Here is a 13,519-nt window from a genome sequence, read left to right as displayed (position 1 = left end):
GCGTTCGCGTTTCGTGATATTCCCCGCCCCGGACGCCCCGGCGCGGCCGGGCAGCTCCCCTGCGGTGCCACACTGGTAACCGTGACGACGCTGGAAGCCGCGACCGCGGCAGCAACGGGCAACGCGCTGCGGATCGGCCCCTACCCGGTCGATCCCCCGGTGGTGCTCGCCCCGATGGCTGGCATCACCAACCTGGCGTTCCGCAAGCTCTGCCGCGAGTTCGGCAGCGCGACCTCGCTCTACGTCTGCGAGATGATCACCGCGCGGGCGATCGTGGAGCGGAACGAGAAGACGCTGCACATGATGTCCTTCGACGCCGACGAGCACCCCAGGTCCATGCAGCTCTACGGGGTCGACCCGAAGACGCTGGCCGAGGCGGTGCGGATCGTGGCGGGCGAGGGCTGGGCCGACCACATCGACATGAACCTCGGCTGCCCGGTGCCCAAGGTGACCAGGCTCGGCGGCGGCGCGGCGCTGCCCTACAAGCGCTCGCTCTACGCCGAGATCGTCAAGGCCATGGTGCGCGCCGCCGAGCCGTACGGCGTCCCGGTGACCATGAAGTTCCGGATCGGCATCGACGACGAGCACCAGACCTACCTGGACGCGGGGCGGATCGCCGAGGCCGAGGGCGCGCAGGCGGTCGCGCTGCACGCGCGGACCGCGGCCCAGCGCTACTCCGGGCAGGCGGACTGGACCGCCATCGCGAAGCTCAAGGAGCACGTGACCACCATCCCGGTGCTCGGCAACGGCGACATCTTCGCCGCCGCCGACGCGGTGCGGATGATGGCGGAGACCGGCTGCGACGGCGTCGTGGTCGGCCGCGGCTGCCTCGGCAGGCCGTGGCTCTTCGCCGAGCTGGCCGCCGCGCTGCGCGGCGAGCCCATGCCGGAGCCGCCGAACCTGGGCCGGGTCGGCGAGGTGCTGTACCGGCACGGCGCGCTGCTCACCGACCACGACGGCGAGGACAAGGCCATGCGCGATCTGCGCAAGCACATGGCCTGGTACCTGATGGGGTTCCCGGTCGGCTCCGAGCTGCGGCGCGCCTTCGCGACCGTCTCCCGGCTGTCCGAGCTCGCCGCGCTCGTCGAGCAGCTGGACCGGGAGGCGCCCTTCCCCCGGGACGCGGAGGGGCCGCGCGGGCGGCAGGGTTCGCCGGGCAAGGTCGCGCTGCCGCACGGCTGGCTGGACGACCCCGACGACCTGGCGGTTCCGCACGCCGCGGACGTCATGCACAGTGGCGGTTGATGGTTGCGTGCGGCAGAAGTGGCCTGCCGTGGCGTAATCGTTATCATTGCGGCATCGGTCACGCCGGTCGACACGGCCTGATGCGGCAGCAGGGATCGGGAAAAGCGAGGTTCGTAGGTGGCTGACGATCGGCAGGGGCGTTCGCCACGTCCGGGAGGCCGCCCCCCGTGGGAGCGGTACCCGGCCGGGAGCGAGCCCGAGGCGGACGGCGCGCACACGTCCCGCCGGTCCAGGCACTCGGAGGACGGTGACGAGTCGGCGTCGGCTCCGCTCACCGTGCACGACCTCGTGCAGAAGGTCGACAGTGAGCGGGTCGCGCGGAGACGGCGGCCGGATTCGCAGGGCGAGCAGCGCAGGCCGAGCGGGCAGGCTGCCGCGCGGCGGGAGCCGCCACCCGCGCGCGGCAGGGGTGGGTCGCCGGTCGCGGGGGATATCGCCGGTGCCGCACCGGCGCCGGGGCGGCCGACCGATCCCGGGCGGCCCGCGCCGGGGCGGCGCGCTCCGAGCCGCGAGGATCCGCCCCCGGCAGGCGGGCGGGCAGCTCCCGGACGCCAGGCGCCGGGACCGGACGAATCAGCCCGTCGACAGCCTCCGCAACGGCCGGCCCCCGCCCGCAACGAGATTGCCCGGCCCGCGGGACGCCAAGCCCCCGCCCGCGACGAACCCGCCCCTCCCCCCGGACGCCAGGCGCCCGGCCGCGCGGAGAAGCCCGCTCCCGAACCCGCCGCCGACTCCACCCGGGTGCACCGGCAGGCACCGGCCGCGGGCCCGCCCCGAGCCAGGGCGGAGAAGGGCCGCAAGCCCCCGGTACCACCGCGCGGCCCGGTAGCCGACGAACCCGCCGAGGACGTCACCGAGGAGATCCCGCCGGTCGTCGAGCCGGGGCCGGAGCCGCGCAAGACCGGCGACGCCCCGCGCGGCCGGAAGGCGCGCAGCGCGGAGCAGCCGCGCGCGGTCGGCCCGCGGAAGGCGGGCGCCACCGGCATCAAGAGCAAGCGGGGCCGCTTCGCACTGCGGTCGTCGGTAGCCGCGGTCGCGGTGATCGCCCTGCTCACCACCGGCGGCGGCTGGAGCTACCTGCGCGCGACCGACAGCGGCTTCACCCAGGTCAACGCCCTGGACGAGAACCCGGAGGACGTGCTCGACTCGGACCTGCAGCTCGGCGACGAGAACTTCCTGATCGTCGGCACCGACACCAGGGCCGGGGTGAACGGCGACATCGGCGCCGGCACGCTGGAGGACGCCGAGGGCGCCCGCGCCGACACCGTCATGCTGGTCAACATCCCCAAGAACCGCTCGCGCGTCGTCGTCGTCTCCTTCCCGCGCGACCTGGACGTCACCCGCCCGCAGTGCCAGGGCTGGGACAACGACAACGGCACCTACACCCAGGAGACCTTCCCCTCCGCCATGGGCGACAAGCTGAACGCGGTCTACGCCCTCGGCGGCCCGCGCTGCCTGGTGAACGTGGTTCGCAAGATGAGCGGGCTCAGCATCAACCGCTTCATCGGCATCGACTTCGCCGGCTTCGAGGCCATGGTGGACCAGGTCGGCGGCGTCGAGGTGTGCAGCACCAAGCCGATCATCGACGACACCCTCGGCACCATCCTGGAGACCTCGGGCAAGCAGATCGTGAGCGGCCAGACCGCGCTGAACTACGTCCGCGCCAGGCACGTCTACGGCGAGGAGCGCAGCGACTACGACCGGATCAACCGGCAGCAGAAGTTCCTCGCCTCGCTGCTGCGCGGCGCGCTCTCCAGCAAGGTGCTGCTCGACCCGGGCAAGATGAACGGCTTCGTCTCCGCCTTCACCAGCCATACCTTCGTCGACAATGTGCGCAGCCAGGACCTGCTCATGCTCGGCCGCTCGCTGCAGAAGATGAGCGCGGGCGCGGTCACCTTCCTGACCATCCCGACCGCGGGCACCACCTCCTACGGCAACGAGATCCCGCGCGACACCGACATCAAGGCGCTGTTCCGCGCGGTCATCGACGACCAGCCGCTGCCTGGCGAGCAGAAGGCGCCGGAGATCACCACCGAGGCGGAGCCCGCGCCCGCCGAGCCGGCGACCAAGCTCACCGCCGTCGACCCCAGCATCGTCTCGGTGCAGGTGTCGAACGCCTCCGGGATGGAGGGCTCCGCGCAGCGCACCGCCACCAAGCTGAGCGCGCAGGGCTTCGGCATCTACACCACCTCGAACTACGCGGGCGGGACCTCGCCGAGCACGAAGGTCAGGTACGCCACCGGGCACGAGGCGGAGGCGGCGACGGTCGCCAGCTCGATCCCGGGCGCCAGCCTGGAGCGCGCCGACGAGCTCGGCAGCATCATCGAGCTGGTGCTCGGCGAGAGCTTCGCCGGCACGGTGGTGCCGCCCACCCCGGTCGGGACCACCTTGCCCAGCGTGCCGCTCGGCACCCCGGCGAGCGCCGCTCCGGTCGCGCTCCCCTCCGACCTGGAGCACATGAACGCCGCCGACGACACCTGCAAGTAGCGGTTTGCCGGAAATGTGCCCGGACCGGGCGCATCACCCGCCATTCACCCGTCGTTGGTGACGCGGAAAGTCGCGGACACTAGTCTCGGCCCATGCGTGTCATCTACAACGAGCAAATGGCCGACCTCGCCGATCTCCTCGGCGAGATGGCCGGGCTCGCGGGCACCGCCATGGAGCGGGCCACCCAGTCGCTGCTGCAGGCCGACCTCGGGCTGGCCGAACAGGTGCTCTCCCAGGACGACCGGATCGCCGAGATGATCAGCGACGCCGAGGAGCGCGCCTTCGCGCTGCTCGCGCTGCAGGCCCCGGTCGCGGGCGACCTGCGCCAGGTGGTGAGTGCCATCCAGATCGTGAACGACGTGAACCGGATGGGCGCGCTCGCCCAGCACGTCGCCAAGGTGACCAGGCGCAGGCACCCCGCGCACGCGCTGCCCGAGGCGGTGAACGGCTACTTCGCCGAGATGGGCCGGATCGCGGTCAGCATGGGCGCCAGCGCCAAGGAGGTGCTCGCGACCCGCGATCCCGAGCGCGCCCTCGAACTCAACGAGGAGGACGAGGCGATGGACGACCTGCACCGTCACCTCTTCACCCTGCTCATGGACCGGGACTGGAAGCACGGCGTCGCCGCCGCGGTCGACGTCACCCTGCTCGGCCGCTACTACGAGCGCTTCGCCGACCACGCCGTCGAGATCGGCCGCCGGGTCGTCTTCCTGGTCACCGGCGAGCTCCCCGCGAGCACCGACGAGAAGTAGTCCCACCCCGCTCGCCCGGTGTTCGCGCCGGGTGAGCGCCCATAGGACACGCGAAAGGCCCGCGCGATCGCGCGGGCCTTCGTCGTCGCGGGCGGATCAGCCGAAGCGGCCGGAGATGTAGTCCTCGGTGGCGCGCTTCGACGGGTTCGAGAAGATCTTCTCGGTGTCGTCGATCTCGATCAGCCTGCCCGGCTTGCCCTGGGCCTCCAGGTTGAAGAAGCCGGTCTGGTCGCTGACGCGGGCGGCCTGCTGCATGTTGTGCGTGACGATCACGATGGTGAACTCCTTCTTGAGTTCGGTGATCAGGTCCTCGATCGCCAGGGTGGAGATCGGGTCCAGCGCGGAGCAGGGCTCGTCCATGAGCAGCACGTCGGGCGAGACGGCGATGGCGCGGGCGATGCAGAGCCGCTGCTGCTGGCCGCCGGAGAGGCCGCCGCCCGGCTTGTCAAGCCGGTCCTTGACCTCGTTCCAGAGGTTGGCGCCGCGCAGCGACTGCTCGGCCACCTCCTCCAGCTCCTTCTTGCCGCGCACGCCCTGCAGCTTCAGCCCGGCCACCACGTTGTCCCGGATGGACATGGTGGGGAACGGGTTCGGGCGCTGGAACACCATGCCGATGGTGCGGCGCACGCCGACCGGGTCCACCTGGGAGCCGTAGATGTCCTCGCCGTCGAGCAGCACGGCACCCTGGACGCTGGCGTTCGGGGTGACCTCGTGCATGCGGTTCAGCGAGCGAAGCACGGTCGACTTGCCGCAGCCGGAGGGGCCGATGAAGGCGGTGACGCTGCGCGGCAGCACCGTGAGCGCGACATCGGCGACGGCGTGGAACTTGCCGTAGAAGATGTTCAGGTCTTTGACGTCGATACGCTTGGCCATTGTTTCGTTCCGCCTCTATCGGTTCCGCGTGAGCAGCTTGTTCACGACCGCGGCCGCCGCGTAGAGCGCCGCGATCAGCAGGATCAGCGTCAGGGCCGCGCCCCACACCCGGAGCCGGCCGGCCGGCTCGGGGTTCGCCAGCTCCTGGTAGATGAGCAGCGGCAGCGAGGCCATGTTGCCGTCGAACACGTCGGTGTTGATCGACTTGCTGTAGCCGACCAGCACCAGCACCGGCGCGGTCTCGCCCATGACGCGGGCGAGCGCGAGCAGCATGCCGCTGAGCATGCCGGGCAGGGCGGTGGGGATGACGATCCGCACGATCGTCTTCCACTTCGGGATGCCGAGCGCGTAGGAGGCCTCGCGCAGCTCGTCCGGCACCAGCTTGAGCATCTCCTCGGTGCTGCGCACCACCACCGGCAGCATCAGCAGCACCAGGGCGAGCGAGACCGCGAAGGCGCTCTGCGGGAAGCCGAAGGTGGCGATCCACAGCGCGAAGATGAACAGCGCGGCGACGATCGAGGGAACGCCGGCCAGGATGTCGACCATGAAGGTGGTGGTCTTGGCGAGCCAGCCGCGGCCGTACTCGACCAGGTAGACCGCGGCCATGATGCCGAGCGGCACCGCGAGCACGGCGGCGATCAGGGTCTGCACGATGGTGCCGTAGATCGCGTGGTAGACGCCGCCGCGGCTCTGGTCCGGCAGCACGCCCTTCTGCGAGTTCAGCCACCAGTCGGAGCTGAGCACCGCCTCGATGCCGCTGGTGATGACCAGCCCGAGCACCCAGACCAGCGGGATGAGCGCGATCACGAAGCAGATCGCGACGACGACGGTGGCGATGTGGTTCTTGACCCTGCGGCCGGTGCTGATCGCCCGGAAGGCGGGCGCCTTGATCGGCTTGTCGAGTGTGGTGGTCATCAGCCGTTCACCCTTCCGCCGGACGCGACCCGCGCCAGCGCGTTGACGACGAAGGTCAGCGCGAACAGCACGAAGCCCGCCGCGATATAGGCGCCGGTCGGCAGCGGCGCGCTGAACTCCGAGGCCGCCGAGGCGATCTTGGAGGCGAAGGTGTAGCCGCCGTCGAAGAGCGACCAGTTGCCCGCCTGCGACGCCGTGCGCAGCACGACGAGGACGGCGATGGTCTCACCGAGCGCGCGGCCGAGGCCGAGCATGGAGCCGGCGATCACGCCGGAGCGGCCGTACGGCAGCACCGTCATCCGCACGACCTCCCACTTGGTGGCACCGAGCGCCTGGGCGGCCTCGATGTGCGCCCGCGGGGTGAGGTTGAAGACCTCGCGGGCGACCGAGGTGATGATCGGCAGGATCATCACCGCGAGCACGACGCCCGCGGTGAAGATCGTGCCGCCGCCCGCCAGCGAGACGTTGCCGTCGGAGAAGAGGAAGAACCAGCCGAGCTTGTCGTTCAGGAAGGTCTGCACCGGCTCGATCTGCGGAGCCAGCACCAGGAAGCCCCAGAGCCCGAAGACGATGGAGGGCACCGCCGCGAGCAGGTCGACCAGCGTCGCGAACGGGCGGGCCACCTGCTTCGGCGCGTACTGGGTGAGGAACAGCGCGATGCCGATACCGATCGGCACCGCGATCACCAGCGCGAAGATCGAGCTCAACACGGTGACCATGAACAGGTCGCGAATGCCGAAGCGCAGGTCGTCGGCGTTCGAGGTGTTGAACTCGGTGCTGGTGAAGAAGTTGGCGTTGTTCGCCATGACCGATGGCACCGCGCGGATCAGGAGGAACAGCGCGATCAGCGCGATGGCGGCCACGATGGTCGCGCCCGCCGCCGTCGCCAGCGACCGGAACAGGACCTCGATCCGCTGGCTCGACGCCTTCTTCGTCCGGCCGGGGCCGGGCTCGTTGCTCGGCGACTTCGTCATGGACGATGATTCTCCGCCCGCGGTCGGGCTCGTCGCGGTGGACGAGCCCTCGGCGGACACCTCGGGGTGCACGGTCATGGCCTACTCGATCAGGAAATCGCGTTGATGGCGGTGGTCAGGCGGGTCTTGAACTGGTCAGGGATCGGCACGTAGCCGCTCGCGTCCAGTCCGTCCTGCCCGTTGTTGATCGCCGAGGTCAGGAACGCCTTGACCGCGGTGGCGGTCGCGCCGTCGGTGTACTTCGAGCAGACGATCTCGTAGGTCGGCAGGATGATCGGGTACGCGCCGGCCGTGGTCGGCTTGTAGAACGAGGAGACGTCGAGCACCAGGTCGTTGCCCTGGCCCTTGATCTTCACGCTGTCGATCGCCTTGGCCGCGGAGGTGCTGGTCAGCTCGACCGGCTCCGGGCCGGCGGCGGTGACGATCCGCGCGACCGACAGGTTCTGCGACTTCGCGAACGACCACTCGTTGTAGGTGATGGCGTTCTTGGTGTTCTTCACCGCGGCGGTGACGCCCTCGTTGCCCTTGGCGCCCTCGCCGATGCCGCCGTTGAAGGCCTTACCGGTGCCCTTGCCCCACGCGCCGTTCGAGGCGGCGTCCAGGTAGAGCTGGAAGTTGTCGGTGGTGCCCGACTCGTCCGAGCGGAAGATGACCGCGATCGGGGCCGACGGCAGCGTCGCGCCCGGGTTCAGCGCCTTGATCTCCGGGGCGTCCCAGGTCTTGATGGTGCCGTTGAACACCTTGGCGGCGGTGGCGCCGTCCAGCGCCAGATTGGTCACACCGTCGATGTTGTAGCTCACCGCGATCGGGCCGAAGACGGCGGGCAGGTTCCACGCCGGGGCACCGCCGCAGCGCTCGGCGGCCTTGGCCACCTCGCCCTTGCTCTCGCTCAGCGGCGAATCGGAGCCGGCGAAGTCGGTCTGGCCACCGAGGAACTCGTTGACGCCCGCGCCGGAACCACTCGAGGTGTAGTTCAGGGTCGAGCCGTCGCAGTTGGCCTCGTAGGCGGCGACGAAGCGATCCATCGCGTTCTTCTGCGCCGAGGAGCCACTGGCCTTGAGGGCTTCCTTGCCACCGCAGCTGACGTCGACCGTCGAACCGGTGTTCTCGGACGTGGTGTTCTCATCGCTACCACAGGCGGAAAGGACCATGGCCCCTGCGGCCAGCACGCCGACAAGGGCGCTGCTGCGCTTCAACTTCACTATTCCTCCGGAATCGCATGCGACACGCCCGGTCCCTCACCGGCCGAGCGGGTGTTCTGGTGCGGGACATTCGCGGAGAACTTGCGCACCAGGGCAGCCACCGAGCCGCCCGTACACAACGTAAGGTTGTCCGGTTGACAGTTGGACCAGGCTGAGTGAACGGAAAATGAACACACCGGCGGGGGCGCGGCGGCTCCCCTACGATTTGCCGTCCGTTTACTGAGCCGTCTCCAGGACGACCGTCAGGCGACCGGCGCGGCGTAGGCGACGTCCACGTGCGCGGGCGCGAAGCCGAGCCGGGTGTAGGTGCGGACGGCCGCGGTGTTGTCCGCCTCGGTGTAGAGCAGCACCTCGCCGAGGCCGCGCGCGCGGAGGTGGTGCAGCCCGGCCAGGGTCAGCAGCCTGCCGAGCCCCCTGCCCTGCGCCGCCGGGTCGATCCCGACCACGTACACCTCGCCGACCGGGGGGCTCTCGTCGGAGTGCACCTTGGTCCAGTGGAATCCGAGCAGCCGCTCCGGATCGGCGGCGTCGGTGGCGACGAAGAGACCCGCCGGGTCGAACCAGTCGGCCGCGCGCCTGGTCGCGATATCGCGCTCGGTCCAGCCGCCCTGCTCGGGATGCCAGTCGAACGCCGCGTTGTTCACCCGGAGCAGTTCGGCGTCGTCGGCCCGGCCCGCGCCGCCGGGGCCGCGGTAGGTGCGCAGCACGATGCCGTCCGGAACGACCAGCTCGGGTAGCTCCGGCGTAGCCAGCGGCCGGCGCATCTGCCACAGTTCGCGCGCGGTGCGCAGCCCGAGCCGCCCGGCCACCGCCTTCGCGGCGGGCAGGTCGCCGTGCGCCCACACCCGCGCGCCCGCGCCGCCCGCCGCCAATACCTGGGTGACCAGGGCGGATCCGATGCCGTGGCCGCGCGCGGCCGGGGCGACCGCCACCTCGGCCATGGCCGGGTGATCACCGTGCGCCGGAACGAGATTGGCGTACCCGGCGGGTTCGCCGCCGTGCCGCGAGACCAGGTGCCGGGCGCCGGCCGCAGGGTCGGCGAGCGAGAGCACGGCCGCCTCGGAGACCGGCGCGACGCCGTCCGCCGCGGTCGCCGCGGCGAGCAGTGCGCGCACGGCGGCGGCGGTCGGCTCGTCCAGCCGGTCGCTCCACTCGGCGCTGGTCACCGCGCGGCGCCGGTCACTGCGCGGTGCCGTTGTTGACCGGGGCGAGCGGGGCGTCGCCCGCGGGCTGCTCGCCGTCGTCGGAGCCCGCGGGTTCGCCCTTGGCCGCGGTGCGGGACGGGCGGACCGCCTTGTACCCGACATTGCGCACGGTGCCGATCAGCGACTCGTAATCGCTGCCGAGCTTGGCGCGCAGCCGCCGCACGTGCACGTCGACCGTGCGGGTGCCGCCGAAGAAGTCGTAGCCCCAGACCTCCTGCAGCAGCTGGGCCCTGGTGAAGACCCGCCCCGCGTGCTGGGCCAGGTACTTCAGCAGCTCGAACTCCTTGTAGGTGAGGTCGAGCGGGCGGCCGCGCAGCCGCGCGGTGTAGGTGCCCTCGTCGATCACCAGCTCACCGAGGGTGATCTTGCCGGTGTTCTCCGGGCTCGCGGCGCCGCCGTTGCGGCCGACCAGCAGCCGGAGCCTGGCGTCGAGCTCGGCCGGGCCGGTGCCGGGCAGCAGGATGTCGTCCAGACCCCAGTCGGCGTTCACCGCGACCAGCCCGCCCTCGGTCAGCACGGCGACGACCGGCACCGACGACCCGGTGCTGCCGAGCAGTCTGCACAGCCCGCGCGCCGCCGCCAGATCGGTGCGCGCGTCCACCAGGGCGACATCCGCGGTTCCGGCCTCGAGCAGCGAGGAGACCTCGGTCGGCGCCGGGCGCACGTGGTGCGCGAGCAACGCTAGCGAGGGCAGTACCGACTCGGGGTTGGGGTCGGAGGTCAGCAGGAGCAGCTCCACAAGCCCTCCTCCATCTCGTGGCGCGCGGACCGGTCGGCCGCATCGCCGGGTCCACATCGCATCATCACAGGTGATTCCGGGAGAAAGATTAGCGCGTCGGTCCCGATAGTCCGGGTTCACACGTCCCGGAGGCCCCGGAGCGGGTGCCGACCGGGCCGCCGCGACTAGGCTCGAGCCATGCGCAAGCTGATCATCGGGCTGCTGGTAATCGCGGGGCTGGTGGTGGTCGCCGACTTCGGGGTCGCCGCCTACACCGAGTACCGCGTGTCGCGCACGCTCCGCGACGGCGCCGACCTCAGCGCCGACCCGGAGGTCACCATCCACGGCTTCCCGTTCTTCGCCCAGGCGCTGGACGGCCGGTTCGAGACGGTCGACATCAGGGCCAGCGCCAAGCGGCCCGACCTGCCCGGCGAGATCGCGCTGGAGGCCACGCTCACCGGCGTGCACCTGGAGCTCGGCGACCTCTCCGACGGCCGGGTGCGCAACATCCCGGTCGAGCGGGTCGCCACCAGGATGCGGATCGAGCCCACCGAGCTCGGCAGGCTCTTCGGCATCCCGGACCTGCAGGTGCACTCCCGGCCCGCGGACAAGTCGGACGGCACCGGCGGCTCCGGCGGGTCGGGGATGACCACCGCGGGCGCGCTGGTGCTCACCGGGACGCTGCCCGAGCAGACCGGCGGGACGGCCGCCCCGTTCGGCGACGGCGAATCCGAGAAGGTCAGCGTGATGGCCGATCTGCTGCTCGACGGCGATCAGGTGCGGATCGTGGCGACCGGCATGTACAAGGGCACCCTCGCCGACGCCACCCCGACCGCCGTGGTGCCAGAGGCGGAACGCCCGGCGGTGCTCGAGCGCTTCACCCGTACCATCGACACCGAGGAGCTGCCCTTCGGCGTGCGGCCGACCGAGGCGTTCGCGCTCGGCGGTCAGATCGTGGTGGAGGGCCGCGGCGAGAACGTGACGATCGATCTGGATCGGCTCGGCATCGGGCGCCGCTGATCGGCTCCTCCCGCCCGTTCGTCCCCGGAGAAAGCCGTCATGATCGAGATCGTCGTTCTGGTTGTGGTCCTGCTCGCCGCCGCCGCGGTCGGGCTCGCGCTGCGGGCGCGCGAGGGCACGCTGCGCGACGCCGCCCCCAAGGCGGTGACCGGCCCCGGCTCCGCGACCGACCGCCGCACCGAGCTGCTCGCCGAGGTCGGCGTCACCGGCGCGGGCCCCGCGGTGCTGCACTTCTCCGCCGAGTGGTGCGGGCCGTGCGCGGCGGTGCGCCGGGTGGTGGCGGGCGTCACCGAGGATCTCTCGGCGACGCCGCAGGCCCCGCAGGACATCGAGGTCGATATCGACGCCGAGCCCGCGCTGGCCCGCGAGCTGAACGTGCTCTCGCTGCCGACCACCTTCGTCTTCGACGCCGAGGGCAGGGAGCGCTTCCGCATCTCCGGTGTCCCCAAGGCCGACGCACTGCGCTCCGCACTGGTTCCGCTCACCGCGTGAAGTAACTCTGACCTGGCCGGAAACCCCGATTACCAGGGTCTCGCGACGAATCTCCCGACGGACCCGGTAAACTTCGTGTCGTGCAATCCGACCACGAGCTGATGCTCACCCGACGCCGCACAGTCGATCTGTGTCGGCTCGGGGGTTGTTGCTGCCTGTGCCGCTGAGCGGTCGGCCCCCTCAGAATTCCTGATGCCGACCTGCGTTCACCGCGTGTGCGAATCCTCGATCCGCCGGTGAACGGGCCCGATCCCAACCCGATCCGCCACAGAACTCACGCGCAGGAGATTTCCTTGGTTTCCGAAGCCATCCCCACCCGCACGTCCACCGACGTGGTCGATGTCCGCGGCCCACGCTTCGCGGCCTGGGTCACCAGCGCCGTGCTGGTGCTGGTCCTCGTGCTCGCGGCCTTCTCCCCGCTCGCGGCGGCGATCGTGCTGGCGGCGCAGGCCGTCGTGTTCGCCGTCGGCGCCGCGGTGGGCCCGAAGGACAGCCCCTACGGGCGGATCTTCCGCGCGGTGGTCGCGCCGCGGGTCGGCCCGCCCACCGAGACCGAGCCGACGCCACCGCTGCGGTTCGCCCAATTGCTCGGCCTGGTCTTCAGCGCCGTGGGCCTGCTGGGTTTCCTGGCCGGCTCCCCCCTCGTCGGTGTGATCTTCACCGGCTTCGCCCTGTTCGCCGCGTTCCTGAACGCCGCGTTCGGGATCTGCCTCGGCTGCCGGATCTACCCCCTGGTCGCCCGATTCCGCCGGACCCCGGCACCGAACTGACTCAGCACGTTCGTCGAAAGGAAAGTGCACATGGCTCGCTCCGATGTCCTGGTCTCCGTGGACTGGGCCGAAGAGAACCTCAACGCCCCCGGCGTCGTCTTCGTCGAGGTCGACGAGGACACCTCCGCCTACGACGGCGGCCACATCGCGGGCGCTGTCCGGCTGGATTGGAAGACGGATCTGCAAGATCCGGTCCGGCGCGACTTCGTGAACCAGGAGCAGTTCTCCGACCTGCTCTCGGCGCGCGGCATCTCGAACGACGACGAGGTCGTGCTCTACGGCGGCAACAACAACTGGTTCGCGGCCTACGCGTACTGGTACTTCAAGCTGTACGGCCACAACAACGTCAAGCTGATCGACGGCGGCCGCAAGAAGTGGGAGCTGGACGGCCGTCCGCTCTCCACCGACGCGGTGAACCGCCCGGCCACCCAGTACAAGGCATCCGCGCCGGACCTGTCGATCCGCGCCTTCCGCGACGAGGTCATCGCCGCGATCGGCACCAAGAACCTGGTCGACGTGCGCTCGCCCGACGAGTTCTCCGGCAAGATCCTGGCCCCCGCGCACCTCCCGCAGGAGCAGAGCCAGCGCCCCGGCCACATCCCCGGCGCCATCAACGTGCCGTGGAGCAAGGCGGCCAACGAGGACGGCACCTTCCGGTCCGACGCCGAGCTGGCCGAGCTCTACAAGGAGGCCGGGCTGGACGGCGAGAAGGAGACCATCGCCTACTGCCGGATCGGTGAGCGCTCCTCGCACACCTGGTTCGTGCTGCAGGAGCTGCTCGGGCACCAGAACGTCAAGAATTACGACGGCAGCTGGACCGAGTACGGCTCGCTCATCGGTGCCCCCATCGAGCTGGGAGCGTGACG

Annotated in this window: 13 protein-coding genes; 7 read left to right on the top strand and 6 right to left on the bottom strand. The window is 70.9% G+C overall.

Translation table 11 applies throughout. From position 1 onward, the window contains the following. The first annotated feature begins 90 nt into the window (after positions 1-90). The 3 genes from dusB (at position 91) to phoU (ending at position 4,484) form a co-directional block, all read left to right on the top strand. Complete coding sequence (dusB, locus tag LTT61_RS21325) at positions 91-1,245, top strand: tRNA dihydrouridine synthase DusB (protein ID WP_269821908.1); 1,155 nt, start codon at positions 91-93, stop codon at positions 1,243-1,245. A 117-nt stretch (positions 1,246-1,362) separates the two neighbouring features. Beyond that, positions 1,363-3,732 carry an LCP family protein gene (locus tag LTT61_RS21320; RefSeq protein WP_233015834.1) on the top strand — a complete coding sequence of 790 codons (2,370 nt, stop codon included), beginning with the start codon at positions 1,363-1,365 and terminating at the stop codon, positions 3,730-3,732. 92 nt (positions 3,733-3,824) lie between these two features. Beyond that, positions 3,825-4,484 carry a phosphate signaling complex protein PhoU gene (gene phoU, locus LTT61_RS21315; protein ID WP_233015833.1) on the top strand — a complete coding sequence of 220 codons (660 nt, stop codon included), beginning with the start codon at positions 3,825-3,827 and terminating at the stop codon, positions 4,482-4,484. 96 nt (positions 4,485-4,580) lie between these two features. On the opposite strand, the gene pstB is transcribed toward phoU, so the two are convergent. The 6 genes from pstB to LTT61_RS21285 form a co-directional block, all read right to left on the bottom strand. Further along, the gene (pstB, locus tag LTT61_RS21310) at positions 4,581-5,357 is read right to left on the bottom strand and encodes a phosphate ABC transporter ATP-binding protein PstB (protein ID WP_233015832.1); all 777 of its coding nucleotides are present in this window, start codon (positions 5,355-5,357) and stop codon (positions 4,581-4,583) included. A gap of 15 nt (positions 5,358-5,372) precedes the next feature. Continuing rightward, positions 5,373-6,272: a phosphate ABC transporter permease PstA gene (gene pstA / locus LTT61_RS21305; protein ID WP_233015831.1), complete on the bottom strand. Its 900-nt coding sequence runs from the start codon at positions 6,270-6,272 to the stop codon at positions 5,373-5,375. Further along, a complete protein-coding gene (pstC, locus tag LTT61_RS21300; protein WP_420094823.1) occupies positions 6,272-7,246 on the bottom strand; it encodes a phosphate ABC transporter permease subunit PstC in 975 nt (324 codons plus the stop codon). The genes pstA and pstC overlap by 1 nt, the downstream gene beginning before the upstream one ends. 89 nt (positions 7,247-7,335) lie before the next feature. Beyond that, positions 7,336-8,448: a phosphate ABC transporter substrate-binding protein PstS gene (gene pstS / locus LTT61_RS21295; RefSeq protein WP_233015829.1), complete on the bottom strand. Its 1,113-nt coding sequence runs from the start codon at positions 8,446-8,448 to the stop codon at positions 7,336-7,338. Positions 8,449-8,690: 242 nt separating this feature from the next. Further along, positions 8,691-9,614, bottom strand: coding sequence for a mycothiol synthase (mshD, locus tag LTT61_RS21290; RefSeq protein WP_233015828.1), 924 nt, complete (start codon positions 9,612-9,614; stop codon positions 8,691-8,693). A 13-nt stretch (positions 9,615-9,627) separates the two neighbouring features. Further along, the gene (locus tag LTT61_RS21285; RefSeq protein WP_269821775.1) at positions 9,628-10,392 is read right to left on the bottom strand and encodes a winged helix-turn-helix transcriptional regulator; all 765 of its coding nucleotides are present in this window, start codon (positions 10,390-10,392) and stop codon (positions 9,628-9,630) included. A 177-nt stretch (positions 10,393-10,569) separates the two neighbouring features. Here LTT61_RS21285 and LTT61_RS21280 point away from each other — a divergent pair, with 177 nt between their 5' ends. The 4 genes from LTT61_RS21280 to LTT61_RS21265 all read left to right on the top strand — a co-directional run bounded on the left by LTT61_RS21280 (position 10,570) and on the right by LTT61_RS21265 (position 13,517). Further along, positions 10,570-11,391 carry an LmeA family phospholipid-binding protein gene (locus LTT61_RS21280; protein WP_233015826.1) on the top strand — a complete coding sequence of 274 codons (822 nt, stop codon included), beginning with the start codon at positions 10,570-10,572 and terminating at the stop codon, positions 11,389-11,391. Between the two features lie 39 nt (positions 11,392-11,430). Continuing rightward, the gene (locus LTT61_RS21275) at positions 11,431-11,883 is read left to right on the top strand and encodes a thioredoxin family protein (protein ID WP_233015825.1); all 453 of its coding nucleotides are present in this window, start codon (positions 11,431-11,433) and stop codon (positions 11,881-11,883) included. A 287-nt stretch (positions 11,884-12,170) separates the two neighbouring features. Next, complete coding sequence (locus LTT61_RS21270; RefSeq protein WP_233021130.1) at positions 12,171-12,653, top strand: DUF4395 domain-containing protein; 483 nt, start codon at positions 12,171-12,173, stop codon at positions 12,651-12,653. Positions 12,654-12,683: 30 nt separating this feature from the next. After that, on the top strand, positions 12,684-13,517 hold the full coding sequence (locus tag LTT61_RS21265; RefSeq protein ID WP_233015824.1) for a sulfurtransferase: 834 nt from the start codon (positions 12,684-12,686) through the stop codon (positions 13,515-13,517). The last annotated feature ends 2 nt before the right edge of the window (positions 13,518-13,519 follow it).

The organism is Nocardia asteroides (genome assembly GCF_021183625.1).
Classification (GTDB): domain Bacteria; phylum Actinomycetota; class Actinomycetes; order Mycobacteriales; family Mycobacteriaceae; genus Nocardia; species Nocardia asteroides_A.
The sequence above is the reverse complement of the archived record's forward strand: the minus strand, read 5'-3'. Positions and strand labels throughout refer to the sequence as shown.